The sequence below is a fragment of the Pseudomonas fluorescens genome (assembly GCF_902498065.1).
GTDB classification, from domain to species: Bacteria; Pseudomonadota; Gammaproteobacteria; order Pseudomonadales; family Pseudomonadaceae; genus Aquipseudomonas; species Aquipseudomonas fluorescens_BJ.
In genome coordinates, this window is the sequence record NZ_CABVIR010000001.1 from 824,538 (window position 1) to 849,958 (window position 25,421).

General features: G+C 60.2%; 24 protein-coding genes and 2 pseudogenes. 8 read left to right on the top strand and 18 right to left on the bottom strand.

Going from position 1 to position 25,421, the window contains the following annotated elements; translation table 11 throughout:
* Positions 1-42 precede the first annotated feature (42 nt).
* Positions 43-942: a transcriptional regulator CynR gene (gene cynR / locus F8N43_RS04165; protein WP_150632826.1), complete on the top strand. Its 900-nt coding sequence runs from the start codon at positions 43-45 to the stop codon at positions 940-942.
* On the opposite strand, the gene F8N43_RS04170 is transcribed toward cynR, so the two are convergent.
* From F8N43_RS04170 to F8N43_RS04190, 6 genes are all read right to left on the bottom strand, one after another.
* The gene (locus F8N43_RS04170; RefSeq protein ID WP_150636219.1) at positions 928-1,230 is read right to left on the bottom strand and encodes a hypothetical protein; all 303 of its coding nucleotides are present in this window, start codon (positions 1,228-1,230) and stop codon (positions 928-930) included. The two genes, cynR and F8N43_RS04170, sit on opposite strands and share 15 nt — an antisense overlap.
* A 121-nt stretch (positions 1,231-1,351) precedes the next feature.
* Positions 1,352-1,681 (bottom strand): hypothetical protein, encoded by a 330-nt coding sequence (locus F8N43_RS04175; RefSeq protein ID WP_150632824.1) that lies wholly within the window; start codon positions 1,679-1,681, stop codon positions 1,352-1,354.
* Positions 1,682-1,903: 222 nt separating this feature from the next.
* Complete coding sequence (locus F8N43_RS29305; RefSeq protein WP_191623717.1) at positions 1,904-2,056, bottom strand: hypothetical protein; 153 nt, start codon at positions 2,054-2,056, stop codon at positions 1,904-1,906.
* Positions 2,057-2,201: 145 nt separating this feature from the next.
* Positions 2,202-2,705, bottom strand: a complete 504-nt coding sequence (locus F8N43_RS04180) for a GNAT family N-acetyltransferase (RefSeq protein WP_150653255.1) — start codon at positions 2,703-2,705, stop codon at positions 2,202-2,204.
* Positions 2,706-2,736: 31 nt separating this feature from the next.
* Complete coding sequence (locus F8N43_RS04185) at positions 2,737-3,366, bottom strand: glutathione S-transferase family protein (protein ID WP_150632821.1); 630 nt, start codon at positions 3,364-3,366, stop codon at positions 2,737-2,739.
* Between the two features lie 78 nt (positions 3,367-3,444).
* On the bottom strand, positions 3,445-5,394 hold the full coding sequence (locus F8N43_RS04190; protein WP_150653256.1) for a DNA topoisomerase III: 1,950 nt from the start codon (positions 5,392-5,394) through the stop codon (positions 3,445-3,447).
* Between the two features lie 169 nt (positions 5,395-5,563).
* Between F8N43_RS04190 and F8N43_RS04195 the strand changes: the two are divergent.
* From F8N43_RS04195 to F8N43_RS04215, 5 genes and pseudogenes are all read left to right on the top strand, one after another.
* Positions 5,564-5,990, top strand: a pseudogene (locus F8N43_RS04195) (SDR family NAD(P)-dependent oxidoreductase); the annotation flags it as partial.
* 166 nt (positions 5,991-6,156) lie between these two features.
* Positions 6,157-6,525, top strand: coding sequence for a DUF427 domain-containing protein (locus F8N43_RS04200; RefSeq protein ID WP_150632819.1), 369 nt, complete (start codon positions 6,157-6,159; stop codon positions 6,523-6,525).
* Between the two features lie 150 nt (positions 6,526-6,675).
* Entirely contained in the window at positions 6,676-7,197 is a 522-nt protein-coding gene (locus F8N43_RS04205) for a sigma-70 family RNA polymerase sigma factor (RefSeq protein WP_150636225.1), read from the top strand.
* On the top strand, positions 7,194-8,138 hold the full coding sequence (locus F8N43_RS04210; RefSeq protein ID WP_150632817.1) for a FecR domain-containing protein: 945 nt from the start codon (positions 7,194-7,196) through the stop codon (positions 8,136-8,138). The genes F8N43_RS04205 and F8N43_RS04210 overlap by 4 nt, the downstream gene beginning before the upstream one ends.
* A gap of 99 nt (positions 8,139-8,237) precedes the next feature.
* The gene (locus tag F8N43_RS04215) at positions 8,238-10,706 is read left to right on the top strand and encodes a TonB-dependent siderophore receptor (RefSeq protein ID WP_150636228.1); all 2,469 of its coding nucleotides are present in this window, start codon (positions 8,238-8,240) and stop codon (positions 10,704-10,706) included.
* Positions 10,707-10,765: 59 nt separating this feature from the next.
* On the opposite strand, the gene lldD is transcribed toward F8N43_RS04215, so the two are convergent.
* The 4 genes and pseudogenes from lldD to F8N43_RS04235 all read right to left on the bottom strand — a co-directional run bounded on the left by lldD (position 10,766) and on the right by F8N43_RS04235 (position 15,969).
* Entirely contained in the window at positions 10,766-11,908 is a 1,143-nt protein-coding gene (gene lldD, locus F8N43_RS04220) for an FMN-dependent L-lactate dehydrogenase LldD (protein WP_150636230.1), read from the bottom strand.
* A gap of 237 nt (positions 11,909-12,145) precedes the next feature.
* Positions 12,146-12,274: pseudogene (locus tag F8N43_RS04225) on the bottom strand (IS110 family transposase); the annotation flags it as partial.
* A gap of 341 nt (positions 12,275-12,615) precedes the next feature.
* Complete coding sequence (locus F8N43_RS04230) at positions 12,616-14,241, bottom strand: MFS transporter (protein ID WP_150630448.1); 1,626 nt, start codon at positions 14,239-14,241, stop codon at positions 12,616-12,618.
* A gap of 78 nt (positions 14,242-14,319) precedes the next feature.
* A complete protein-coding gene (locus tag F8N43_RS04235) occupies positions 14,320-15,969 on the bottom strand; it encodes a GMC family oxidoreductase (protein WP_150636232.1) in 1,650 nt (549 codons plus the stop codon).
* Between the two features lie 121 nt (positions 15,970-16,090).
* On the opposite strand from F8N43_RS04235, the gene F8N43_RS04240 reads away from it, so the two are divergent.
* Positions 16,091-16,987, top strand: coding sequence for a LysR family transcriptional regulator (locus tag F8N43_RS04240; RefSeq protein WP_150630450.1), 897 nt, complete (start codon positions 16,091-16,093; stop codon positions 16,985-16,987).
* Positions 16,988-17,046: 59 nt separating this feature from the next.
* On the opposite strand, the gene F8N43_RS04245 is transcribed toward F8N43_RS04240, so the two are convergent.
* Genes F8N43_RS04245 through F8N43_RS04275 form a run of 7 tightly spaced genes read right to left on the bottom strand, consistent with a single transcriptional unit; the run spans position 17,047 to position 23,392 of the window.
* Positions 17,047-18,465, bottom strand: coding sequence for an ATP-binding protein (locus F8N43_RS04245; RefSeq protein WP_150630451.1), 1,419 nt, complete (start codon positions 18,463-18,465; stop codon positions 17,047-17,049).
* Entirely contained in the window at positions 18,462-19,124 is a 663-nt protein-coding gene (locus F8N43_RS04250; RefSeq protein WP_150630452.1) for a response regulator, read from the bottom strand. Before F8N43_RS04250 ends, F8N43_RS04245 begins: the two co-directional genes overlap by 4 nt.
* A gap of 11 nt (positions 19,125-19,135) precedes the next feature.
* On the bottom strand, positions 19,136-19,780 hold the full coding sequence (locus F8N43_RS04255; RefSeq protein ID WP_150630453.1) for a tetratricopeptide repeat protein: 645 nt from the start codon (positions 19,778-19,780) through the stop codon (positions 19,136-19,138).
* Positions 19,777-20,586, bottom strand: coding sequence for an SDR family oxidoreductase (locus tag F8N43_RS04260; protein ID WP_150630454.1), 810 nt, complete (start codon positions 20,584-20,586; stop codon positions 19,777-19,779). Before F8N43_RS04260 ends, F8N43_RS04255 begins: the two co-directional genes overlap by 4 nt.
* Positions 20,573-21,247, bottom strand: a complete 675-nt coding sequence (locus F8N43_RS04265; RefSeq protein WP_150636234.1) for a TenA family transcriptional regulator — start codon at positions 21,245-21,247, stop codon at positions 20,573-20,575. Before F8N43_RS04265 ends, F8N43_RS04260 begins: the two co-directional genes overlap by 14 nt.
* Positions 21,244-22,725 carry an AMP-binding protein gene (locus F8N43_RS04270; RefSeq protein WP_150653257.1) on the bottom strand — a complete coding sequence of 494 codons (1,482 nt, stop codon included), beginning with the start codon at positions 22,723-22,725 and terminating at the stop codon, positions 21,244-21,246. Before F8N43_RS04270 ends, F8N43_RS04265 begins: the two co-directional genes overlap by 4 nt.
* On the bottom strand, positions 22,715-23,392 hold the full coding sequence (locus F8N43_RS04275; RefSeq protein WP_150630457.1) for a thermostable hemolysin: 678 nt from the start codon (positions 23,390-23,392) through the stop codon (positions 22,715-22,717). The genes F8N43_RS04270 and F8N43_RS04275 overlap by 11 nt, the downstream gene beginning before the upstream one ends.
* A 204-nt stretch (positions 23,393-23,596) precedes the next feature.
* Between F8N43_RS04275 and F8N43_RS04280 the strand changes: the two genes are divergently transcribed.
* Positions 23,597-24,169, top strand: a complete 573-nt coding sequence (locus tag F8N43_RS04280; RefSeq protein ID WP_150636237.1) for a cytochrome b — start codon at positions 23,597-23,599, stop codon at positions 24,167-24,169.
* Here the strand turns inward: F8N43_RS04280 and F8N43_RS04285 are convergent.
* On the bottom strand, positions 24,150-25,259 hold the full coding sequence (locus F8N43_RS04285; RefSeq protein WP_150653258.1) for a DNA alkylation repair protein: 1,110 nt from the start codon (positions 25,257-25,259) through the stop codon (positions 24,150-24,152). The two genes, F8N43_RS04280 and F8N43_RS04285, sit on opposite strands and share 20 nt — an antisense overlap.
* Positions 25,260-25,421 lie beyond the last annotated feature (162 nt).

The window sequence follows — 25,421 nt, forward strand, 5'->3', positions numbered from 1 at the left end:
TATACAATGCTTCGCATAAGCCCTGCCTATAGGTTGAACCCGATGTTGCTCCGACATTTGCGCTACTTGCTCGCGGTCGCCGACCACGGTGGCTTCACCCGTGCTGCCGAGGCATTGCACGTGTCCCAGCCGACTTTGTCGCAACAGATCCGCCAATTGGAGGAAACCCTCGGCGTGAGCCTGTTCGACCGCACCTCGCGCACAGTCAAGCCGACCGATGCGGGTGAGGCCTACATCGAGTGCGCCCGGCGGGTGCTGGTGGAACTGGAGGCGGGCAAGCGGGCGCTGCATGACGTGAAGGACTTGTCCCGAGGGACGTTGCGATTGGCGATGACGCCGACGTTCATGGCGTATCTGGTCGGGCCGTTGGTGCGCGACTACGTGGTGCGTTACCCGAATATTCACCTGGAGATTTTCGAGTTGTCGATGGCCGACATCGAGGCCGGGCTGCTGGAGGACTCACTGGACATCGCCATTGCGTTTAATGAGGTCAGAAATGCCGACATTGAATCGATCCCGGCCTTTACCGAAACCCTGGGGGTGATGGTGGGGCGGGATCATCCGTTGTACCAAAGCCGGGCCGCGCTATCCGCTGAGGCGGTGGCGCAGCTGGAATTTGCCTTGTTGGCCACGGATTTCGTCACCCGAACCCGAATCGATGAGTATTTTGCTGATCAGCGGATCACGCCCAAAGTGGCCATCGAGGTGAACTCGGTCAGCACCTTGCTAGAAGTCATCCGTCACACGGCTATCGCCACCATCCTTCCGGAACCCATCGCCACTCAGGACCGCGCGTTGCGCAGGATTCCATTGCTGGGGGAGGCGCCCAAACGCGGGGCCGCGCTGCTGCGGCGTAAAAACAACTACCACAGTGCGGCGTCGGTGGCGTTTATGGAGCTGGTGTCGGGAATGGCCGAGTCATCGAGCTCAGTCATCCACTGACTGGCACACTCCGTCGGGGGCCTTGCCGGTGGAGGTCACGGCCACCGAGTCATCATCGGCGAGGACGATGGACAGGGTAATGCCGGCACCTTTGGCTTCGAAGTGGCGATCATTGATGACTTTGGTGTCGGCTTCCTTGCTGTTGATCATTACCGGTCCATCCTGATCCGCCTGGACGAGAAACTTGCCGGGGCACTCGACCGCGAACGAGGGGACACCGGCGACGCTGTTTGCCTGAACAGCACTCGTCAAAACCATCAATAGTGGAAATATCAGCTTGTTTTTCATCGCAAGTCTCCAGGGACCAACAGCGGATACGCTTAACAATAGCTTTGTTTGGCAAACTGGAGACAAACAAAAAGGCCCCGCTCGTTTATTCGAGCGGGGCCTTTTTTGTTGCGATGGTTTATCAGTAGAACCGATCAATCACCCGAACTTCATTCTGGTTCTGCATCGAGGCCCAGGCCTGCTTCAGCGTTTGCAGAACACTACCAATGAAGTCCTTGTCGGCTGCGGCTTTCTTGCCGACATAACCCTGGCCGCGACGGTACATTTTCAGTCGGGCCAACAGGTTCTGGTTGTTCTGGTCGAACTCGGCTTCATGGGCGTGCGGCGACAGGCAATCCATATGAACCTGGCCCGATTTGCTGATCCACAGAATGTGGCTGTCGTGGCTGTCTTTTTGCGCAGCGAACATACGAGCCAGTTCATCGATAGTAGGTTGATTGTTCAGATTCATAATATGCCCCTTGACCATTTGGTGATCTTTCAAAGTTGATTCGCTAATACAGGTAGCCCATCGGTTAGTTGATCCCTGGCACCGAAACCAGGACGTCAGCGGTCGGCCGTCGAGATTGACGGGGGCCCGCGTCTGTTGCATGTAGTCGTGTTGAATAACTGCTACGCAATAGCGTCACAACGAAGAGAAGCAGCGAAAACCTTCAGGCCACTGCCGACGTTTTCAGGGTCGGCCACAAGCTTCATGAGGATTGATCGCCAGCGCTTCTCGTCCTTGTTCTGGACGTTCGGGCCAGGTCAGCTTCTTCAATCTGCCTTGTGAGCAGCGTGTATCCGGGAAAAACAGCTCGGCGGTCAGACGAGCTTGCTCAAACATGTTGCTGTACTCCCGATCGGGGAGATGTCTGCATCATGCAAGGGCAAATCGGAGGCGTCAACGGTTTTGTAGTGATTATTTTCAGTCACTACATATTGTCGGACAAAGCCGTTTGGAATTAGAAAGCAGCAGGGGAAAGCGCCAATCAGGACGATGGCTGCGTGCTTTGGAAGCGGTAAAAGGTGCAGGGATAACCGTCTACCGGCTGCTGATGCCGGGAGAACGCGCCCCCCGTGAGATCAGGTATCACACGGCCCCAGAACAGCCGCGCAGGCGGGTTGGCGTCGATGTGGAAAATCTGCCATTGACCGGGCAGTTGGCTCAAGAGGGTAGAAACGACAAACGTCGCGACGCCTTGGCCACGAAAGCGTCGGCTGACAAAAAAGTAGCCGACGTTGTACTGGGCCCCAGCCAGATGGGTATTGTCATCTACGGTCACGAAACCGGCCAGTTCCCCGTCGACGTGGATCAGGTACGGGCGGGTTGCGGGGTTGCGCCAGTAGTCCTGAAGCGGCTGGATGTGAAAGAAGCCGTGCCCCCCGAGTTTGAGCGGCAGCCACTCACTGAAGTCGTACATATAGAACTGCATGAGGTTTTCAAGCGTTTCCAGTTCGTCGCGCTGAGCGGCGTGCAGTTCTATCGAGGGCATGCGGACTGGCTCCTGTTCAGAGCGGGATCAATCAGTGGGGCGCGAAGTCGTATTTGCCGCCTTTCTTGAGTGCGGCTTGATAAGCCGGGCGCGCCTGAAAGCGCTCGATCCAGGCCGCTACATGAGGGTAGTCGCCGAGCTTGCCTTGGGCGCGGGCGATTTCGCCAATAAAACTCATCTGGATATCGGCGGCGCTGAACTCATTGCCCAACAGATAATCGGACTGGCTCAATGCCGTGTTCAGATAGCCGAGGTAGTTGGCGACTTCCGCGTTGATCCGCGGATGCAGCGGCGCACCGGCCTCACCGAGACGGCCGACGTACAGGTTCAACATCAGCGGCAACATGGCCGAGCCTTCGGCAAAATGCAGCCACTGCACGTATTCATCGTAGGCCGGGGTGGACGGGTCGGGTTGCAGGCGCCCCTCGCCATGGCGGCGAATCAGGTAGTCGATGATTGCGGCGGACTCAATCAGCTTTTGCGTGCCGTCTTCAATGACTGGCGATTTGCCCAGGGCGTTGATCGATTTCAGTTCCGGCGGAGCCAGGTTGGTCTTCGGGTCGCGTTGATAGAGTTTCAATTCATAAGGGATGGCCAGTTCTTCCAGTAGCCATAGAATGCGCTGGGAGCGCGAGTTGTTCAGGTGATGCACGATAATCATGGTCGATGCCTTTTCAGGAAACAGGGCTGTAGCCGGGTTTGAAGAACACTAGACCATCAAGGTCCGTTCGAAGTGCCATCAAGCTTTATTCGCCGGTTTTGCTGCCCGTTTGGCGCCGGTAGACGGCTTGCGCTTGGCCGGTTTGCGTTTGTTTTTCCAGGGCGTGGCACCTCGCCCGGCCGGGCTTGCGGGCCCGCTGATGGTCAGGCTCAGGCCGGAGCAGCGGGCAACCTGCTTGCTCATCCACGCCGCTTGTTTTGTGACGAATTCCTCAAGGCTCATTTCGCCGCTCTGCACCATGTCCAGCGCCTGCTCCCAGATCGCTGTGGTGCCGGGGTCGGCAATCGCGCGTGGCACGGCGTCGATCAGGCTGAACGCAGCCGGGGTGGCGGCCAGGGCCTTGCCGTTCTTGATGAGGTAACCACGGTCGAGCAGGCCCTGAATGATCGAGGCGCGGGTGGCCTCGGTGCCAATCCCGGTGGTGTCCTTGAGCTTTTGTTTAAGCAGTGGATCCTTCACCAGTTTGGCGACGTTTTTCATCGCCTTGATCAGATCACCCTCGGTGAACGGTTTGGGCGGTTGCGTCCAGAGGTCCTTGAGCTTCACCTCGGCCACGGCACAATCACGGCCTTCGCTCAACGTTGGCAGTGTTTGCGGCGCCGGTATTTCGCGGCCCTTGGCCGGAGCAAGGGCCTCGGGCAGGGCGCGTTTCCAGCCAGGTTCGACGATCTGCTTGCCGACTGCGCGCAAGGCTTCACCGGCACAGTCGAAGTCGGCTTGAGTCCGGTCGTATTCGTGATTGGGTAGAAACTGCGCCAGATAACGCGCACGGATCAGCGTGTAGACCGCTCGCTGCTTGCCCACCAGTCGATCGAGGTTTTTTGCCGCAGCCGTGGGGATGATGCCGTGGTGAGCGCTGACCTTGGCGTCGTTCCAGGCCCGTGAACGCCGTTGCGGTTCAAGGTAGTCCTGCAAGGCGTTCAGCGCCGGGTCTGCCTGGCGCAGGGCGGCAAGAATACCGGGCGCTTCACTGTGTTGACTCACCGGCAGGTAACCGCAGTCGCTACGAGGATAGGTGATGACTTTGTGGGTTTCGTAGAGTGCCTGGGCGATGTCGAGGGTTTCCTGAGCGCCGAGCCCGAGTTTCTTCGAACAGACTTCCTGCAAGGTGCCCAGATCGAACGGCAAGGGCGCCACTTCGCGCATGCGCTCGGTACGCAGTTTGATCACTCGGGCACTCGCTGCACTGCCAATCGCCGCCGCTGCCTGCTGTGCGAGCGCCTGATCGAGGCAGCGATCCTGATCGTCGCAAACATCGGACGGCGCACGCCACTGTGCGGTAAACGCGGTGCCATCGTGCAGCAACTGCACATCGATGGCCCAGTAAGCCACGGGGACGAAATCGGCAATGCTGCGGTCGCGGTCCACCACCAGGCGCAGGGTTGGCGTTTGTACCCGACCGACCGGCAAGACGCCTTGATAACCGGACTGGCGCCCCAGCAGCGTGAACAATCGGCTCATGTTCATCCCGATCAGCCAGTCGGCCCGTGAGCGGCCCAATGCCGAATGATAAAGGCTGAAGGTCTCCGCTCCCGGTTTCAGCGCGGCCAATGCCTTGCGGATGGATGCATCGTCCAGCGCCGAGAGCCACAACCGCTGGATCGGCCCGCGGTACCGGCAATGCTCCACCAGTTCCCGGGCGATCATTTCGCCCTCACGGTCGGCATCTGTGGCAATCACCAGTTCATCGGCCTCGCCTAGCAGACGTTTGACGGCCTTGTATTGGCTGGCAGTGCGCGGTTTGACGGTCATTTTCCATTTGTCCGGAATGATCGGCAGGTCCGCCAGCACCCAGCGTTTGTAGCGCGCGTCGTAGGCATCCGGCGGCGCGGTTTCCAGCAGGTGGCCGATGCACCAGGTTACCGTGACGTCCGTTCCCAGCCAGCAGCCGTCGCCGCGACGCCGGGCGCCGAGCACGGCCGCAATGTCTTTGGCCTGGGAAGGTTTTTCACAGAGGTACAACCGCATAACCACCATCGTTCATCAACTGCCGGGAGGTGCACAGAATGGCGGCTGATGAGCAATGGAGCAATCTTTATCTGTATGGATGTACAGTTCGTGTATTTCGATTCATTGGATGCAGGCGCCTGGTCTTGAGGTACTGCATCGGCGAGGTGTGGGTGACCGCTTTGAAATGACCCTGGGCGGTTTCATTACGATGCCTGGCATTGCCTGTTACTGCGGGAGCAAATTTGCACTGGAGGGGATTTCCGACACCTTGAGCAAGGAACTCAAGCCATTCGGCATCGCGGTCACGGCCGTTGCGCCGAGATCGTTTCGCACCGATTGGACCGGGCGCTCAATGCATCGGTCCGAACGCAGCATTGCCGAATACGATGCCACTTTCGACCCGATCCGTAGCGCGCGGCAGAACAAGAGCGGCAAACAGTTGGGCGATCCGGTGAAAGCCGCGCGAGCCATGCTGATGTTGATTGACAGTGAGGTGCCACCTGCGCACCTGTTGCTCGGTAGCGATGCGCTGCAGCTGGTGCGCGAGCGGCTGGAGGCGATGACGCGTGATATCGAGGCATGGGGAAGCGGTGAGCCGGTCCTCGGACGGATAAAGCACTTGATCCCGTTCGGCTGCGAAGCCGTCGTGATGGCAAAATCTGGGTTATACCTGACGTTGTGTTCTCACGTTTTGGGGCCGCTGCGCGACCCATCGCGGGCAAGTCGGACCGCCGCTCGCACGCTCCCACAGGTTTATCATCGTCCCGAGGAACGCATTTCATGAAAAGCTCCGGTCCCAGTCCTGTCATCACCATTGCCGAGCAGCCAGGCTGCCTGCTGGTGAAGTTTCACGGTATTCAGGTGGCCGCGTCCACCCGCGCGCTGGTGCTGCTGGAGGCCAATTACCCTCCGGTGTATTACGTCCCGCGGGAGGACATCGCCGAGCAGTATTTTGCCCGCACCGATCACACCAGCTATTGCCCTTACAAGGGCGACGCGAGCTATTTCAGCCTGCAGATCCCGGGGCATGAGGGGGCCAATGCGGTCTGGAGTTATGAAAACCCCAAGGTGTCGGTAGAACAGATTAAAGATTACGTGGCGTTCTATCCCGATCAAGTGACGTTCGAGATTCTCAAAAACGTTGAATGAGGGTCGCTTCAGCGAAGATAGCATCTCTGACGCTAACGACTCCGTCACCCCTTCGGGGGGAGGAGGGGGTTGGGCAATACAGCTATTGCCAATCACCTCCCGTACCGATGACAATGCGATTCATTATCAGTCGAGAATTATTCCATTGTCATGTCCGCCCACGATTTGTCCCTGCGCAGCGCCGTCAATGATCTGTATTGCGACCACCACAGTTGGCTCAATGGCTGGCTGCGCAAGCGCTTGGGCAACGCCTTCGATGCGGCGGATCTGGCACAGGACACCTTCGTCCGGGTGATCAAGGCGCGCAACGCGCTGGAGATACGCGAGCCGCGGCCGTACCTGTCGATGATCGCCAAGGGCTTGTTGATTGACCTGTTCCGCCGGCGTTCGCTGGAACAGTCGTATCTGGAAGCCTTGGCGACCATGCCCGAATGGCAACAACCTTCGCTGGAAGAACAGGCGATCCTGCTGCAAGCCCTCATGGAAATCGATCGTTTGCTGCAAGGGTTGGGGCCGAAGGTCAAACAGACGTTCATCCTGTCTCAGTTCGAAGGCCTGACCTACCCGCAGATTGCTGAGCGCCTGAGCGTCAGCGTGCGCACAGTCAACAATCACATGGCCAAGGCCATGGAGCATTGCTGCCTGATGCAAATCCAGTTGCAACTGGCATGAGTCTTTCACCCGCCGAATTGAAAGCGATCAGCGTCGCGGCCCAGTGGTATGCCCGGTTACAGTCAGGTGTCGCGACCGATTCCGATCGCGCGGCATGGAACGAATGGCTGCTCGCCGACCCTGCGCACCCTCAAGCCTGGCAGCGCATGGCCGCCGTTGGCGAGCAAATGAGTCGCGTGCCTGGCGCCCTGGCCTCACCGGCCCTGCGCGGCGCTGACAGCTCCCGTCGACAGGTGTTACGTAGCGTCGTGGTACTGGCCTCGTCCGGTTCACTGGGCTGGCTGGGATGGCGCAGCGAAACAACCCGGAACCTGTTTGCCGATTTCCGCACCGCCGTGGGGGAGCGCCGGCAGTTCCGCTTGGCGGATGGCAGTTCATTGCTGCTGAATACCGATACTTCGGTCAACCTGCGTTTCGATGGGCGCCAACGGGTGCTGGAACTGTTGTGGGGCGAAATGATTGTCACGACCGCCGTCGATCCTTTGCAGCGACCACTCAAGGTGGTCACCCGCTATGGCGAGGTGCTGGCGCTGGGCACACGGTTTATCGTCCGGTCCGGGAATCAGGAGGGCGAGGTGGCCGTGCTTGAGAAAGCGGTGGAGGTGACTTCATATGGCGGTGGCTCGAAGGTGCGCCTCGAGGCTGGCCAGTCCCTCAGTTTCAATCCCGCTTCTCTGGGGACGGTACGACGCAATGATGCTTCGACGGGCGCCTGGCAGCGAGGCAGTATCATCGCCATCAATCGTCCGTTGGCCGAGTTGCTGACCGACTTGTCGCGCTACCGCACTGGCGTGCTGCGCTGTGATCCGCGCATCGCCGATCTGAAGGTGTCCGGCGCGTTCCCCATCGATAACACGGACCTGGCGCTGGCTGCGCTGGAAAGTGGTTTTTCCCTGCGCATCAGCCGATTCAGCCGCTATTGGGTCAATGTTTCCGGCTGAGGCGACAAAAAATATTTTCAATCTTTTGCACTTTTCAACCACATCGTTCGGCTCATCCCTCAGTGAGTTTTTATTGATGGTCTTTGGGGGAGGGTAAGCATGTCTCGGGTCTACACGTCAGGTCGCCTGGCGATTGCGGTGAACGTCGGATTGATCGCGGCAACGTCGATGTGCGTATGGCCGGTCGCGGCGATGGCGGCGCAACAGCAAACTTCGGTTCAATCCTTCGACATTGCCGGCGGCAGTCTGACCGAGGTCCTCAGCCATTTCGCCAGTGCGGCGGGCGCCGCCATTTCCTTTGATGCGCGACAAACCGAAGGGTTGAAGTCCCCCGGACTCAAAGGTACGTTCGGTGTCAGTGAAGGGTTCGCGCGAATTCTGGGCGGCAGCGGTCTGCAAGCTGAACCCCAAGCCAACGGCACGTACGTGCTGCGGCCAGTACCGGCCGCCGGTTCGGCGCTGGAACTGGGTGCGACCAACATCAACGGGCAGATGCTGGGCGCGACCACCGAGAACAGCGGCTCGTATACCACGGGCGCGGTGACCATCGGCAAGGGCGAGCACTCGCTCAAGGAAACGCCGCAATCGGTCACGGTGATGACCCGCAAGATGCTCGATGACCAGAACCTCAATACCATCGAACAGGTCATGGAAAAGACGCCAGGTATTACTGTTTACGACTCGACCATGGGTGGCAAATATTTCTATTCGCGCGGCTTCCGCATGTCGGGCCAGTATCAGTACGACGGCGTGCCGCTGGATATGGGCAACCTGTATGTTCAGGCCGACAGTTTCAGCGGTGACATGGCGTATTACGACCGGGTCGAAATCCTCCGTGGTGCCGCGGGAATGATGAAGGGCTCGGGGGGCACGGCCGGGGGAGTGAATTTCGTGCGCAAGCGTGGCCAGACCGCGCCGCATACCGACATCACGCTGTCCGGTGGCAGTTGGGACAATTATCGCGGACAGGTCGACACCGGCGGACCGCTGAACGACTCCGGCACGGTGCGCGGTCGGGCCGTGGTCGCCGAGCAGAGCCGGCATTACTTTGTGGACGACGCCAATCGCAAGGATCAGGTGTATTACGGCGCCCTCGATTTTGATGTGAGCGCCGACACGACACTCGGGCTGGGCGTGGCTTATGAAGATGTCGACGCCAATCCTTGCTGGGGCGGTCTGCCGCGGTATCGGGATCGCAGTGACCTGAAACTCAGCCGCTCCACCTGCCTCGACCCCTCCTGGAATACCTGGCGCAGCCAGCGCACCACCGTCTTCAGTGATCTGAAACATCAGATCAACGAAGACTGGTCCCTGAAGGTCGCAAGCGTTTACACAAAAAATACCCAGGACATCAAGTATGCGTTTGCCTCCGGCGCGGTGACCCCAGGCATCAACACCACGGGCATGCTGGGCAGTATGTATGACTACGATCAGGTCGATTACGGCCTGGATGCCTACGTGGACGGCAAGTTCGACGCGTTCGGCCAACAACATGAATTGGTGGTGGGTTTCAACGCCAGCCGTGCGAAAAAAGACGATTTCTACTCGGTAGCGTTTCTGCCGCAGCGACAGAATGTGTTCAACCCTGACAAGCACATTCCAGAACCGGACGACAGCTACTTCATCGACAACTCGTCTCGCGGCGGGCCGGTCAATTCCGTGACCAGACAGAAAGGTGTTTACTCGACGTTGCGCCTGAAACTGGCGGATCCGTTGACCCTCGTCGTCGGCGGTCGTGTGAGCTGGTACAACTCGGAAACCGACTACGACTTCATCAATACAGGCACCTCGGAACACGCCAGCACCACGGAAACAGGCCAGGTGACGCCGTTTGCCGGCGTGCTGCTGGACTTGAACGAGAACCTGACGGCTTACGCCAGCTACTCGGATATCTTTACCCCGCAAGGCAACTTCCGATCGGAAGATGGTTCGGCCCTCAAACCGTTGGTGGGACAGAGTTATGAATTGGGGATCAAGGGCGCCTGGTTCGACGGTCGCCTGAACAGCTCGTTCAACCTGTTCCGTACCGTCCAGAAGGACCAGGCGCAGACGGATTTCAACTCCTCTTGCCCGTCATCGGATGGCTACTGCTATGTCAACGCAGGAAAAGTGCGCGCTCAGGGCTTCGAGGCCGAAATCAGCGGTGAAGTGATCGAACGATTGCAATTGCTCGCGGGTTACACCTACACCCAGACCAAAACCCTGGACGATATCGACACCAGCCTGAACGGCGCCGCGTTCAACAGTTACGTGCCGAGACACGTGTTGCGCATGTGGGGTGATTACGCGCTGGGCGGTGCTCTCGAGCAGTTCACCATTGGTGCCGGCGTCAACGCGCAAAGTGATAATTTCCGCGTCTCTCCGGCCACCGGTGACAAGATCACTCAGTCGGGTTATGCAATCTGGAACGGTCGGATCGGCTACCGCATCGACGACACATGGTCGGTGGCGTTGAACGGCAACAACCTGTTCGACAAACGCTACTACACCACCATCGGTACCGAGAGTTTCGGCAACTATTACGGCGACCCGCGTAACTTCATGGTGTCGGTCAAAGCGAGTTTCTGACGCTGGCCTCATTAAAAAAGCCGCGCCTTTGCGCGGTTTTCTTAATGATCACGATCAGCTCACCGAACCGCCTGCACCAGCGTCGATTCATCGATCTGAGCAATCGACGTCACCCCGGTCAACGTCATCGCCACGCGCATTTCCCTGGCAAAAATATCCAGCATGTTTTCCACCCCGCGCTGACCGTCGGCGGCCAGCGCGTACGCCATGGAGCGCCCCAGCAACACGCCTTTTGCGCCCAGCGCCAGCATCCGCACGACATCAAGCCCCGAGCGGATCCCGGAGTCGACCAGCACCGTCAGATCATTCCCCACCGCTTGTACGATGGGCGGTAAGGCCTTGGCCGTGGAAAGCACGCCGTCCAGCTGTCGCCCGCCGTGGTTCGACACCACAATACCGTCCGCGCCAAAGCTGACGGCGTCCCGCGCGTCTTGAGGATCGAGAATGCCTTTGATGATCATCGGGCCTTTCCAGAAGTCACGAATCCACTCCAGATCGCTCCAGCTGATCGACGGGTCGAAGTTGTTCGCCAGCCAGCCCATGTAATCTTCGAGCGTGACGGCTTTGCCAAGGTACTTCGAGATATTGCCCAGGTCATGCGGGCGCCCCATGACGCCGACGTTGAAGGCCCAGTCGGGTCGGGTCATCGCCTGAAGCATTCGCCGCGATGATGCAAACGGCCCGGACATCCCCGAGTGCGCATCCCGGTAGCGCGCGCCGGGCGTGGGCATGTCGACGGTAAACACCAGGTTCTTTACGCCGGCGGCCTTCGCTCGTTCCAGGGCATTTTTCATGAAGCCCCGGTCTTTCAGCACATACAGCTGGAACCAGATGGATTGTTGGCTTTGCGCCACCACTTCCTCGATCGAACACACCGACACGGTTGACAGGCACAGGGGAATGCCTTTGTTTTCCGCCGCTTTGACCGCCTGCACTTCACCCCGTCGGGCGAACATGCCCGTCAGGCCGACGGGCGCGAGGATGATCGGCATTGCCAGGGGCTGGTCGAAGAGGGTGGTTTGAAGGCTCAGGGTTTCGACGTTTTTCAGAATGCGCTGACGCAGGCTGATGCCCGTCAGGTCGGCGCTGTTGGCCCTCAGTGTGTGTTCGGCATAAGCGCCGCCGTCGATGTAGTCGAACAGGAAACGGGGAAGTTTGCGGCGGGCTGCCTCGCGGTAGTCGGATGCGGATGAAATGATCATGGTGCCTCGGTCGGGTGAGTGGCGGGGCGATGGGTGCATCGGGTCAGAGTAGCGAAAACGGATCGCGTTTGCGGTAATTCTGTTCACTTGAGGAAATGGATTGCGGTTTGATCCCGCGGAAGGGGCCACGGACTCCTGTTGAAGCGAGCCTGCTCGCTAAGACGGCCGGACAGCCGACCTGTTCTCGCGGATGTACCTGAAACCCTGTGGGAGCAACTGTCTTCAACCTGCCATTTGTCAGCGCCATTCGGTGCCGTCTCTCAGCATGGCATTCAGTTTGATCAGTAATACTCGCATGCAGTCGATGAGCGCGACTTTCGCGCTCTTGCTTCGCTCCCGAAGAGCGTCATAGCGTGCTTTAAAGTCTGCTTGATAGCCGACCTGATGGCCATCAAAGTCATCGGCGGTGAACCCCCATGTTTGCCAACAACCCACTGTGGGAGCTGGCTTGCCAGCGATGGAGGTCCAGACAGCGCGTGCATTCAGACAGCACGCGTTATCGTTAACGTCCATCGCTGGCGAGCCAGCTCCCACAGGGGGAACGCGTACGCTGCAAGGGATAGGCCGGCCGGTGGCGGTAGCCGCCCCCGGCCAAGGATGGCGGCGCTCTTCCAAGTGACCCGTCGTAGGGGCGGAACCTTAAGTGGCCGTTACCGAAGAAACGGATAAACCCCCACTCACTTGCCCACACCCCGTTCAAACCTCACTCAGTTGGTATCAAGATCCACGTTCTTGGTCTCACGCAAACAGATCATCCCCACCACCAGACTCACCGCAGTAATTACCACCGGGTACCAAAGCCCATAGAAGATATCCCCGGTATACACCACCAACGCAAACGACACCGTCGGCAGGAACCCGCCGAACCAGCCGTTGCCGATGTGATACGGCAAGGACATCGACGTGTAGCGGATGCGGGTCGGGAACAGTTCGACCATGAGCGCCGCCAGCGGGCCGTAGCACATCGCGGAGATGATGATCAGCACAACCATCAGCGCCACGATCATCGGCTTGTTGACCTGTTGCGTATCGGCCTTTGACGGATACCCCGCCAATGTTACCGCGCCGCGCAGGGCCGCTTCGTCGTAGCCATCGATTTTCACCTCGCCGACGCTGACCTGCACACCGCTGCCGGCCGGGGCCGCTTCGCTGATGTAGGGCAAGCCCTGTTTCACCAGGAAGGTTTTGACCTTGTCGCACGGGCTGTCAAATTTCGCCTTGCCCACCGGATCGAACTGGAAGGTGCAAGTGGCCGGGTCGGCCAGTACGGTGATCGGCGCCTGGCGGCTGGCCTGGTCGATGGCCGGGTTGGCGTAGTGGGCGATGGATTTGAAGATCGGGAAGTACAACGCGGTAGCCAGCAACAGGCCGATCATCAACACCGGTTTACGCCCGACCTTGTCCGACAGCCAACCAAAGAAGATGAAGAACGGCGCGCCGATGATCACGCTGACGATCAGCAGGCTGTTGGCCAGGGCCGGGTCCATTTTCAGGAACTGGGTGAGGAAGAACAGCACGTAGAACTGCGCCGCGTAGAATGTCACCGCTTGCCCGGCGTTGATGCTGAACAGCGCGATCAGCACGACTTTGAGGTTTTCCCATTTACCGAAGGAGTCGCGCAAAGGCGACTTGCAGAGTTTGCCTTCCTCTTTCATTTTCACGAACGCGGGCGATTCGTGCAGGCTCAGGCGAATCCAGGTCGAGATGCCCAGCAGCACGATGGAAAACAGGAACGGAATCCGCCAGCCCCAGACTTCGAACTGGTCGCCGGTGAAGTAGCGGCAACCCAGCACCACGAGCAACGACAGCAGCAAGCCAAGGGTTGCAGTGGACTGAATCCAGCTGGTGTGGAAACCGCGTTTGCCGATGGGCGCGTGTTCCGCGACATAGGTCGCAGCGCCACCGTACTCACCGCCCAGGGCCAGGCCCTGAAGCATGCGCAGCACCACGAGGATGATCGGCGCTGCAATGCCGATGCTCGCGTAAGTCGGCAGCAGCCCGACGCAAAACGTCGCGACACCCATGAGAACAATGGTAGCGAGGAAGGTGTATTTGCGCCCGATCATGTCCCCCAGCCGCCCGAACACCAGCGCACCAAAGGGCCGTACGATGAAGCCGGCGGCGAATGCCATCAGTGCAAAGATGAATGCCGTGGTGTCGTTGACCCCGGCGAAAAACTGTTTGCTGATCACCGCCGCGAGGGCGCCGTAGAGGAAAAAGTCGTACCACTCGAACACCGTTCCCAGTGACGAAGCGAAGATGACTTTGCGGGTGTCACGGCCGGCGTCGGTGCTGCTGCGCGTGATTTCCAGAGGCTGAACATGTTCTGACATATCGGTATCCCTCACAGTGATTGTTTTTGTTGTTCCACTGTCGGCACGTCTTGTGGACGGTGCCGCTATTCCTTTTGCTCAAGAGACTGCGGTCAGTGCGTTTTTGTCAGGTGCAAGACTCCTTGTGGGTGCTTCCAGAATGAGTTGCGCGGCCTTCTCGGCAATCATCAGCGTCGGCGAACAGGTGTTGCCCGAGGTGATGCGCGGCATGATCGAGGCATCGGCGATGCGCAGGCCGGGAATGCCGTGGACTTTCAGTTCGGCATCGACCACCGCATCCACGTCGTTGCCCATTCGGCAGGTGCCGACCGGATGGAAAATCGTCGTGCCGATTCGCGCAGCGGCTTCGTGCAGTTGTTCTTCGCTTTGCAAACTGTCTCCAGGCAGGTACTCCACCGGTTTGAACGCTTGCAGGGCGGGGGCGGAAACGATGCGTCGGGTCAGGCGGATCGCATCGGCGGCGATACGCAAATCTTCCGGATGGCTCAAATAATTAGGTTGAATCAGCGGCGCGTCCTGCGGATCGGCCGAACGAATGTCGATTCGCCCACGGCTTTGCGGTCGCAAGTCGCAGACCGAAGCCGTGAAGGCCGGGAAGGCATGCAACGGTTCACCGAAACGTTCCAGCGACAGCGGCTGCACGTGGTATTCGAGATTCGCCGAAGTCTGCTCCGGCCCCGATCGGGCAAACGCACCGAGCTGACTCGGGGCCATGGACAGCGGGCCGCTGCGGTCGTACAGGTAACGCAAACCCATGCCCATCTTGCCCCACACACTGCCAGCGATCTGGTTCAGGGTGCGTGCGTTTTGCAGTTTGTAGATCAGCCGCAGTTGCAGGTGATCCTGCAGGTTGCCGCCTACACCGGGCAGCTCATGGGCCACACCGATGCCCAGTTTTTCCAGGAGGGGGCGAGGGCCGATGCCGGAGCGTTGCAGGATGCTCGGCGAACCGACGGCACCCGCGCAAAGGACGATTTCCTTGCGCGCCTTGAAGGTTTTCGCCTGACCCTGCCAGCGTGCGCTGACCGCCGCTGCACGGCCGTTTTCCAGGAGCACGCGGTCGACTTCTACGTCGGTCAGCACGGTGAGATTGGGACGATGGCGGACAGGCTTGAGAAATGCCTTGGCCGCGTTCCAGCGAATCCCGGCCTTTTGATTGACCTGAAAATAGCCGCAGCCTTCGTTGTCGCCCTGATTGAAGTCGTCGATGCTGGCGATGCCGCTTTGTTCGGCCGCGCTGCGGAAGGCATCGAGAATCGGCCAGGACAGTCGTTGACGTTCGATCCGCCATTCCCCGGCGGCGCCGTGAAATTGCGAGTCGCCGGCAAAATGGTTTTCGCTTTTCTTGAACAACGGCAATACATCGTCCCAACGCCAGCCGGGATTGCCATCGGCCGCCCAGCCGTCGTAGTCACTGGCCTGGCCGCGCATGTAGATCATGCCGTTGATTGAGGAACAGCCACCGAGCACCTTGCCGCGCGGGTAACTCAGGGCGCGACCTTGCAGGCCTGCCTGCGCTTCGGTCTTGAAGCACCAGTCGGTGCGCGGGTTGCCGATGCAGAACAGGTAACCCACGGGGATGTGAATCCACGCGTAGTTATCGCGGCCGCCGGCTTCGAGCAGCAGCACCCGGTGTTGCGGGTTGGCCGACAATCGATTGGCCAGCAAACAACCCGCCGGCCCGGCCCCGACCACGATGTAGTCGTATTCATCAAGGGAAGTCTGCATCCCTGACCTCGTATTGTTGTTCTTGTTGTCGGTCATCCTAGTTGTTAGCTTTCGTCAAAAGAATGTTAGTTTTTGCGCAGCTGCTGTGCGTTTTTAAACAGCGCAGCCCTAAGGAAGGTTCATGTTCGATTGGAATGACCTGCGGTTTTTTCTCGAGTTGCAGCGCAGCGGGCGTTTGCTCACCGCTGCCCGCCGTTTGAATACCACTCACGCCACCGTGGCCCGGCACATCGAGGCCATCGAAAAAAGTCTCGGCACGGCGCTGTTCGTCCAGCACGCTCAGGGATATGAATTGACGCCAGCGGGTGAAGCGCTGCTCAAACACGCTGAAGCGATGGAAAACGTCGCGTTGCTGGCTCAGGAAGAAATCACTCAATCGACGGCGCCGCTGGGCAAGATTCGCGTCGGGGTGACCGAAGGCCTGGGCATCATGTTCCTCGCCAGTCGCATGAACGGCTTGTTCGAACGCTATCCGGGGCTGGAGGTGGAACTGGTGGCGGTGCCGCGATTTGTCAGCATCCTCAACCGCGAAGCGGAGATCAGTATCCACCTTGAACGCCCGGCTGCCGACATGCTGGTCACGCGCAAACTCACCGACTATCGCCTGGCGCTGTACGCCAGCCAGGCCTACCTCGACAACGCTCCACCGTTACGCAGCCGCGAAGACCTCGGGCGCCACGCGTGGATCGGCTATGTCGATGACTTGCTGTTCAGTCAGGAGCTGATGTTTCTCAACAGCTTTTGTCGCAACCCGCAGGTGGTGTTTCACAGCACCAGTGTGATCGCCCAGCAACAGGCGGCGCGCTCGGGGCTGGGGATTGCGGTGCTGCCGTGCTATATGGCCAGCGCCGATCCGGACTTGGTGCCGCTGTTGCCGGATGAAAGCATCCAGCGCAGTTACTGGATCAGCACCCGCCGCGAGCTGCACAAATCCGTGCGGCTGCGGGTATTGTGGGATTACGTGGTGGAGTTGTGTGAGCGGGAACAGGATTTACTGCGAGGCCCCGATCCCTTGTAGATACCGTCTTGAGCCGCACCGGCAAGGCAGTTCTCGCAGGGGCGGCGTTTCAAGCGGTTTCAGGTGTTCGGCGGCAGATCTCGGGTGGTGCGCTGCAATGGGTTGCGAGGATGGCCGTCCGGAATCGACAAGGTTGCGCACAACCCGCCTTCGGGGCGGTTGGCCAGGGTGATATGGCCCCCCAGTCGAGTCGCGATGGTGTTGACGATGGTCAGGCCCAATCCCGCTCCTTGCGCATTCCCGCGACTGTAAAAACGCTCGAACAATCGCCCGCGATCCGATTCGTTGATGCCGGGCCCTTGGTCCTCGACACTCAGCGAATAAAACCCGTCCGCCTGACTGAGCTTCACCGTGATAACGCCCTGTTCAGGGGAAAAATTTACGGCGTTGCTGATCAGGTTGTTCAGGGCAATATCGATCACAGCTGCGTCGGCAACCATTTCGAAGGGCTGCTCACTGACGTCGAATGCCAATTCAAGGTTCTTGCTCAGGATCCAGGGCGTGAGTTGAACCAGGCTGGCGCGCACGGTGGCGCTCAGGTCAATGACATGCAACACCGGGGCGGTGGCTTTGGGTTCCAGGCGGGCCATAGTCAATAGTTGATTGACCAGGCGGCTGGTGCGATCAACCCCGGCGATCAGAAACGCCAGAGACTCCCGACGTTCCTGCTCGGTGCCGGCCTCCAGCAGGTTTTGCGCATGCACCCGCAGCACTGCCAGGGGCGTGCGCATTTCATGGGCCGCGTCGGCGATGAAGCGACGTTCGCGACCGAGCACTTCCTGTATCTGCGCGAGCATGCGGTTGAGTGCGGCTTGCATCGGTTCCAGCTCACTGGGCAACGGATTCAATTGCAGAGGTTCCAATGAGCCGCTGTGCCGTGCCCGCAGGGTGGCCGCCATGTCGGCCAGAGGCTTGAGGCCCCAACCGATCGCCATCCAGATCATCGCCGCGAGAATCAGGCTGCCCAGCACATTGGGCCACAGGGTATGACGAACGATCCGGTCCACCAGGTCCGAACGCACATCGTCCCGTTCGCCGACCCAGATGCGCAGGTTGTTTTGTTTATCTTCGAGCATGAACGCACGCCAGTGGCGGTTGTTCAGGTCCACGACATCGCTGTAACCCGGTTTCGCCGGGGGCGCGATGAAGGAGGGGGCACTGGCGGTATGCACCAGCACTTCGCCCTTGGCATTCCAGACTTGAAAGGCAATCTTGGTTTCGTACGGATGGCCGTCGACCCTTGGCTCGGCTTCACCCAGCGCCTTGTTGAACGCCTGATAAAGCTCGGCGTGTTCCTTGGTCGCCAAGGGCATGCGCATCACCCCTTGTAGCAACCGGGCGTTCTGGGCGAGTTGGGCGTCGTAGACCTCGGCGATTTCGTGGTTGCTGTCGTGCAGGTTCAACGCACTGATCACTCCCAGGCCAGCAAGCATCAAGCCAATGATCAGCGTCAGGGTGCGGCGCCGTATAGACGTCATCGGCGCTCCTCCACCAAATAACCGACACCGCGGATCGTGCGGATCAGGTCGGTGGAGAATTTCTTGCGCAGGTGATGGATATGGACTTCCAGGGTGTTGCTCTCAGCTTCTTCGTTCCAGCCGTACAGCAACTGCATCAAATGATCGCGCGTCATGACCCGGCCCGGTGGCGACAGCAGTTCGTGGAGCAACTGATATTCCTTGGGCGTCAGTGCCACCGGCTCACCCTGATAGCTGACCTGCTGCGTGCCGGGGTTCAGGCTGATGCCAGCGTGCTCGATCAGCACTTGGGCGCGGCCGGCGCTGCGCCGCAACAAGGCCCGTAGACGGGCCTTGAGTTCAGCCAGATCGAAGGGTTTGATCAGGTAGTCGTCAGCACCGGCATCAAGCCCGGCGATGCGGTCTTCGGTGGCGTCTCGGGCAGTCAGGATCAGCACCGGCAGATTGGAACCACTGTCACGCAAGCGGCGCAGCACTTCGATCCCGTCCATGCGCGGCAGGCCGAGGTCGAGCACGGCCAGGTCAAAGGTTTCGCTGAGCAGCGCATGCAACGCGCTGCTGCCATCCTGCAACCAGTCGACGGTGTAGCCTTCGCGGCACAGGGCCTGATGAATGCCCTCGCCGAGGGCCACGTCATCCTCGATCAGTAATAAACGCACACAGACTCCTGTCACTCGAGTTTCTTGTTGACGTCCACCAGCAACGCTTCGATTTCTTTGCGACGTCCGGCGTCGGCGGTTTCCCGGCCTGGCCTTGGTTCGGCTTGCAGTGCTTTTTGCAGCGCACCTTTGGCCTCGCTGTAGCGTTTTTGACGGTAGAGGTGATCGCCCCAGAAGTACAGACTATCGATGCCATTCGGGTTGAGTTGCAAGGCCTGTTTAAGCAACTGCTCGGCCTTGTCAGCGTCGCCGAAACCGATGGGCCAGCCCGGCACACGGTCATACAGCGCGGCCAGGCTGGTATAGGCCGAGCCTTGCAGGGCTTTGGGGTCCAGGGTCAGGGCTTTTTCCAGATCGGCCTTGGCGTCCTTGACCTTGCTCAACGCACCGAGCCCGCCTTGGGCGCCGGCCCAACTGCTGGTGACGATGCCGGACCAGATCCAGGCTTCGGCTACCGACTGGCGCTCCCGTGTAAAGGCTGTCGCCTGGGCGGCGAGCTTTTCAAACGCAGTGGTGCGTTGATCGGCGGGCAGCTCGTATTGAATGTGCGCCCAGCTTTGCTGGATGCCGGAAAGGCGCTGTTGATCTGTGTTGTCCAGGGCCCAGACGCTCTGGCTCAGGGCGCCCAACAGCAGGCAAGCGGCGAATTTTTTCATGGTTTGAGGTTCTCGTTGTCGGGCTTCTGACTCAGGCGACGGATCAGTGGCAATTGCTTGCGCAAGCCACGGTCCACCAGATTGGGCAGCAGGCTGTTCAGGCGCACGAAAAAGCGCTCCGGCCAGCCCAGGTACAAGTCGCGGCGGTCGCCGGCAATCGCGTGGATCACGGCCGAGGCGACGGTTTGCGGATCATCGACATTGGATTTGAGCGCGTCATTCAAGGCCTGCGCCGCCGGGCTGTTCATGGTCGTGCGGGTGGCGCGGGGAGCGACGTACAGAACGCCGACCCGGGTGTCCGCCAGCTCTCGACGCAGGGCTTCGGAAAATCCGCGCAGGGCAAATTTGGTGGCGCAATAGCTGGCGTAACCGGGGTACCCGATCGAGCCGTAGGTCGAGCCGACGTTCACCACCATCGCGCTGTCGGCTTGCTTGAGCAGCGGCAGCAAGAGTTTGGTCAGGCAGATGGGCGCGCTGATGTTGACTGCCAGCATCGCGTTGATGTCGCTGTCATCCAGCTGTTCAAGCATGGCGAAGTGATTGACCCCGGCGGCATTGATCAGCAGGTTGATGCCGCCAATGGCTTCGGCGGCGGCCAGTACTTTGCGTCTGTCGGCGAGGAACGTCAGGTCGGCGCCGACCCAGCACAGGTGCTGCGGATAGCGCGCAAGTAATGGCTCCAGGGATTCCCGATGCCGGGCCACCGCCAACACCCGTGCGCCACTGGCGCACAGGGCCGACGCGATGGCGAGGCCGATGCCGCCGCTGGCACCGGTCAGCACCACGCGAGCCTCAGACAGGCGCATGCGAGTTCCCCCCGTCACGCGGCAGGCCACGGAACATATCCGCGTAGAGTTTGTAGACCACCTTCGAGGCGTGAATCACCGCGGCCTGATCGGCTGGATCGTCAAGGGTGTTCATCAACCGGCGGTAGGTCTGCATGTGCTCGATGTCCAGGGAACCGTGGGAGCTGAGGTAGCTGAAGGCGGTTTCGGGCAAGTCCAGACGCTGGCGAATGCTGCCGGCGGCGTGGGTGGCGAGGGCGATGCTGGTGCCTTCCAGCACATTGACCATGCCGAACAGACCGACCGGGTTGTCCCGGGCAATCAGGTCGTAGAGGAAGCTGACCATCAACTCGATCGGCAGGGACGGACGACTTTCAAGTACCGCCGCCTTGTCACCGCCGCAGGCTTCGATGTCGTCGAGCACCCATTTTTCGTGACCGTATTCTTCCTCGATGTACTCGCACACGGCCTCGCGCAGCCACTCCAGGCGCAGGGGCAGCCGCGCGCCACAGGCCATCATCAATGGCACGGTGTGGCGCACGTGGTAGTAGGCCTGGGTCAGAAAGGCCCGGTAGCCTTCCAGGCTGACCTTGCCCTCCAGCGCATCGCGGATGATGGGCAGGTTGAACAGTTCGTGTCGTTCCTGTTGCGTGGCTTCTTGCAGGGTGTCGAAAAAACTCATGATGCCGATTCCTCGGAAAGTGTCGATTCAGTCAGTTGCGCGCGGTAAAGCGCGACGATGGCGTCGCGGCGCGGTCGACCATTGGCGGTCAGCAGCCCGTTGGCCGGTGTAAAGGGTTGATCCAGGCGCGTCCAGTGATGGACCTGGGCGTAATCGGGCAGCGCCTCGTTGGCCTCGGCCACGGCGGCGGCCAGTTCTTCGTCGCTGCAGTCCGGGCGATGCGGCCAAAGCAGTGCATGGTTACGTGGCATGGCTTCGCCGTAGACGAAGGCCTGAGCGATGTGTCGGCGTTGAGTCAACTCGGCCTCGACCCACTCAGGGTTGACGTTGCGCCCGAAACTGCTGACGAATTGATGCTTCTTGCGCCCTTTGAGGTAGAGGAAGCCATCGGCGTCGAACTCGCCGAGATCACCGCTGGGCCACCATTCGTCGGTGTGTGGCGCTTCGCCCAGATAGCCCAGCAAGGTTGATCCCTTGATCAGCACCTCACCGTCGTCCGCCAGGCGAATCTCCACATGCGGCAGGGGTTTGCCGACACTGCCGGGGCGTTGGGCTTGCGGCCGATTCAGGCACACCACCGACGCGCACTCCGACAGCCCATAACCTTCGTAGACCGGCAGACCGAGACGTTGTGCGCGGTGCAGCAACTCCTCGGACACCCGTGCCCCACCCACGGCGGCAAAACGTAACGAGGAGGGCGAGAAGGCTTTTTGTTCGGCGGCGCTGACCAGCAGCAACAGCAACTGCGGCACCAGGATCAGGCTTTCCGGGGCACGGGCGGCGAGGTAGCCCAGCAGTCGCGGCACATCAACACCGCTGGCACCCTGAATGCCCAGGGTTTTCTGACTCGGCAGGCTCAAGGTCGCCCCGGCGTACAGCGCGGCATAACAGCCCAGGTTTTCCAGGAGGATCGCCAAGGGCAGCAACGCGAGATGATGCAGGGGGTTGGTCGGTTTGCTGGCCTGATCCAGCTCATGGACGACGCGCAACATGCTGTCGGCGCTCAGGCACACACCTTTCGGTGTGCCGGTGGTGCCGGAGGTGAAGGTCAGTTTCGCAGTACCTGCGGGCATCCGGTTCGGCCCATCGAAAGTACGACGCCAGAACTCACCGGTTTGCTCATACCCGGCCGATTGCATTTCAGCGGCCAGCTCAGGTTCGGCAATTACCCGCTCTGCCTGGCTTTGTTCCAGGCAATGCTTGCGTTGCGCCGGGCTGAAGAAGGGCGGCAGCGTCAGGCAGGTCAGGCCTTCGAACAGCGCGGCGAGGTCCCAGAGCATCGCTTCGACGCCGTTGTCCAGGGCCAGTGCAACCACCTTGACCTGTTCATCGCGCAGACGCTGCTGGCGATACACCACTTCGGCGTAAAGCGTGGCGTAGTCCAGCTTCAACTGATCACCCCACACGGCGAGGGCATTGGGCTTGCGTTCGGCATGGCTACGCAGAGTCTGTTTGAAACGTACCCGTTCAGGCGACATGACTGGACTCCTCGAGGGACGACGGCAACCCCAGGCGATTGAACAGGCCGGCATTGCGCAAGTGGATGAAACCGGCGCGGATGTTGCCGACGTGTACCCACGGCTTGCTCTCGTAGTAACTGCCCCAGCTATGACGGTCATCGCCCAGCCGCGCGGGGTCGGCTGCACAGAGGGTGACGGGTTTCAAGCCGAGGCGATGGAAGCTGTTCACCAAGCCGATATTGCCGGTGAACGCCACCCATTCCAGGCCGCCCATGGCCAGCAGATAGGTGATGGCGATGATGCTCAGGCGCGCACTGCCGGTGTCGCTGGCCGCCAGGTTGCCCACCTCGATGATGCTCGCACGGTCTACCGGTTGGTCGGCCGCGGCGCTGATGAGCGGGTCAATCGGTTCGTCCAGATAGCGCTCCAGAAACAATGGTTCGGCGCTGGCCAGGCGTACGCCGGCCACCGCACAAAGTTCACCGGCGGCGTTGTGCATGCCGAACAGTTCCGGCATGAAGTGACGGATGTCGGCGCCGTGTGCCTTGCGGAAACGTTGCTGGATAAAAGCTTCGAAGACTGGACGCTGAGGCTCGTCCGGCAAGGCTCGGGCCAGACTGAACTGCGGTGTTTCCGCGTGGCCGAAGTGCAGGGGCAGAGGGATGTTCCAGTCGTAATCAGGCATTAGGAGATGCCTCCCGGAGTGAATGTGGGAGAAGTATCGGAGGCATTTCTTAACGAAGTCTGAAGGTGGCGAAAAGTTTGCTCGGGCTGTCTTCAGATTGTCTTAAGACTGGGCGGGCAAGGTGGCGCCCGTCGGTTCGGTCACGCACCGGATCCGGGCTGCGCGAATGAGTCGGCAGCCGGTTACGACTTCATGAGGCCCTTTATGACCCGCGATTCAACCGCCCCGCGCTATGGACAACTCTCGATCATCTTGCACTGGCTGATGCTGGCGCTGTTTGTAGGCGTGTATGCCTGCATCGAAATCAAAGGTTTGTTGCCCAAGGGCCACGAACTGAAGGGATTGTTTCTCGGCCTGCACGGCGTGTTCGGCCTGAGCATATTTGTGTTGGTGTGGCTGCGGTTGCTCGGGCGTTTGACGCCGCGACCGCCGATTAGCCCGGCGCTGCCCCATTGGCAGACCGGCCTGTCGCACCTGATGCACCTGGCGTTGTATGGGCTGATGATCGCCACGCCGCTCCTGGCGTGGTTGATGCTGTCGGCAGGCGGCAAGCCGATGCCCTGGTTCGGCTTCTACCTGCCGTCACTGGTAGCGGTCGATCCGGACCTGGCCAAGCAATTCAAGTACTGGCACGAGCTGCTCGGCAGCAGCGGCTACTGGCTGATCGGGTTGCACGCGGCGGCGGGGTTGTTCCATCACTACTGGGTCCGCGACAACACCCTGACACGCATGCTGCCCGGCAGGACCGGCAATGGGCTCAATCAGCGTCAGCGGTAATCTCGAAGGCGGTGCTGGCCAGGCGTTCACCGTTCACCAGCACGTGCACTGCATGCGTGCCTGCGTAGTGCTTGCGGGTGGTGAGCGCCTTGATGTGCTGACCACGGGCGATGCGCTCGCAGGCCTTGCCGGGCAACGTCAGCGCCTTAAGTTTGAATACTTTCGCCGACGTGCTGCCGTTGGCCTTGACGTAATCGATGGCGTAGTCGATCACCAGTCGCTGACTGTCCTCGACCGTGGATTTAACACTGAAGGACAAGGTGATTTTCTCCCCAAGGGCAATCACCGCCGGTTCGACCTTCACCTCAATGATCTCGACCTCAGGCTTGCCGCCCGCGCCGATGATCGCCAGCGCCCGCTGGTTGCCCTGTTTGATCAGGCTGCGCAGTGCATGTCGGGCGATCCACGCGGTATGCCTGTTCTCCAGCGACCAGCTTTCGATCAGGTCCAGTACCCACTCGGGGTGGTCCTTGGTGATGTCGTTGAGGTGGTTGGCCACCGACTTGCGCACGTAAAGACTGTCGTCCGCCTTGAGATTGTCGAGGATCGTGGCGGCGAGGCTCGGGTCAGCCTGGATCTGCTCCAGGCGAAATGACCACGGCAGGCGCGGGCGACAGCCTTCGCTGGCAAGGCGCCGGACATGTTCATTTTTATCCAGCGACCAATCGTGCATCACGGCCAGCGTGCGTTTGAGGTCAGTGCGCAGGAAATAGCGGATCGCGAATTCAGCGGAACCGAAGGTGGTGAAGTATTTGAGCGCCGCCATGGACGGCTCGAAAGCATGGGCGCCATAGGTCGCGACGTAATGAGGCAGCGAGATGCTGACGAAACCGCTGTTCAGGCGCGGGGCGAGGGCGCGCAGTACCTCCAGCGACTCTTCAAAACTCAACGGCAGCACCGCGTGCAGGGATTCGCTGACCCGGGCCATGCGCTGCATGATCGACAACTCGGCCAGACCGTCGTTGGCCCGTTTCAAGAACGCCCTGGCGTTGAAGTCGGGGTAGACCGCGGTCATCTCCGTGGCGATGTGCTTGAGGCGCTCGGCGTTGAAGATTTCCTTGAGGGCGGGAGAAGGTTGATCGGTAGCCATTGTGGATTCCTTTGAAATCGTTATTTATCCAGATACACCTCGTCATCGTTCATCGCGGGCAGGCCCGCTCCCACAATGATTCGGGGTAACTCCGATTTTGCGTATACCCACGAACCCTATGGGAGCAGGCTTGGTCCGGGCGGCGTTACGACGATGAGGCCC

Bases quoted from the DNA above. Each gene is read 5' to 3' on its own strand.
- cynR (WP_150632826.1), top strand. From the start codon at position 43: ATGTTGCTCCGACATTTGCGCTACTTGCTCGCGGTCGCCGACCACGGT.
- F8N43_RS04170 (WP_150636219.1), bottom strand. From the start codon at position 1,230: ATGAAAAACAAGCTGATATTTCCACTATTGATGGTTTTGACGAGTGCT.
- F8N43_RS04175 (WP_150632824.1), bottom strand. From the start codon at position 1,681: ATGAATCTGAACAATCAACCTACTATCGATGAACTGGCTCGTATGTTC.
- F8N43_RS29305 (WP_191623717.1), bottom strand. From the start codon at position 2,056: ATGTTTGAGCAAGCTCGTCTGACCGCCGAGCTGTTTTTCCCGGATACA.
- F8N43_RS04180 (WP_150653255.1), bottom strand. From the start codon at position 2,705: ATGCCCTCGATAGAACTGCACGCCGCTCAGCGCGACGAACTGGAAACG.
- F8N43_RS04185 (WP_150632821.1), bottom strand. From the start codon at position 3,366: ATGATTATCGTGCATCACCTGAACAACTCGCGCTCCCAGCGCATTCTA.
- F8N43_RS04190 (WP_150653256.1), bottom strand. From the start codon at position 5,394: ATGCGGTTGTACCTCTGTGAAAAACCTTCCCAGGCCAAAGACATTGCG.
- F8N43_RS04200 (WP_150632819.1), top strand. From the start codon at position 6,157: ATGAAAAGCTCCGGTCCCAGTCCTGTCATCACCATTGCCGAGCAGCCA.
- F8N43_RS04205 (WP_150636225.1), top strand. From the start codon at position 6,676: ATGTCCGCCCACGATTTGTCCCTGCGCAGCGCCGTCAATGATCTGTAT.
- F8N43_RS04210 (WP_150632817.1), top strand. From the start codon at position 7,194: ATGAGTCTTTCACCCGCCGAATTGAAAGCGATCAGCGTCGCGGCCCAG.
- F8N43_RS04215 (WP_150636228.1), top strand. From the start codon at position 8,238: ATGTCTCGGGTCTACACGTCAGGTCGCCTGGCGATTGCGGTGAACGTC.
- lldD (WP_150636230.1), bottom strand. From the start codon at position 11,908: ATGATCATTTCATCCGCATCCGACTACCGCGAGGCAGCCCGCCGCAAA.
- F8N43_RS04230 (WP_150630448.1), bottom strand. From the start codon at position 14,241: ATGTCAGAACATGTTCAGCCTCTGGAAATCACGCGCAGCAGCACCGAC.
- F8N43_RS04235 (WP_150636232.1), bottom strand. From the start codon at position 15,969: ATGCAGACTTCCCTTGATGAATACGACTACATCGTGGTCGGGGCCGGG.
- F8N43_RS04240 (WP_150630450.1), top strand. From the start codon at position 16,091: ATGTTCGATTGGAATGACCTGCGGTTTTTTCTCGAGTTGCAGCGCAGC.
- F8N43_RS04245 (WP_150630451.1), bottom strand. From the start codon at position 18,465: ATGACGTCTATACGGCGCCGCACCCTGACGCTGATCATTGGCTTGATG.
- F8N43_RS04255 (WP_150630453.1), bottom strand. From the start codon at position 19,780: ATGAAAAAATTCGCCGCTTGCCTGCTGTTGGGCGCCCTGAGCCAGAGC.
- F8N43_RS04260 (WP_150630454.1), bottom strand. From the start codon at position 20,586: ATGCGCCTGTCTGAGGCTCGCGTGGTGCTGACCGGTGCCAGCGGCGGC.
- F8N43_RS04265 (WP_150636234.1), bottom strand. From the start codon at position 21,247: ATGAGTTTTTTCGACACCCTGCAAGAAGCCACGCAACAGGAACGACAC.
- F8N43_RS04270 (WP_150653257.1), bottom strand. From the start codon at position 22,725: ATGTCGCCTGAACGGGTACGTTTCAAACAGACTCTGCGTAGCCATGCC.
- F8N43_RS04275 (WP_150630457.1), bottom strand. From the start codon at position 23,392: ATGCCTGATTACGACTGGAACATCCCTCTGCCCCTGCACTTCGGCCAC.
- F8N43_RS04280 (WP_150636237.1), top strand. From the start codon at position 23,597: ATGACCCGCGATTCAACCGCCCCGCGCTATGGACAACTCTCGATCATC.
- F8N43_RS04285 (WP_150653258.1), bottom strand. From the start codon at position 25,259: ATGGCTACCGATCAACCTTCTCCCGCCCTCAAGGAAATCTTCAACGCC.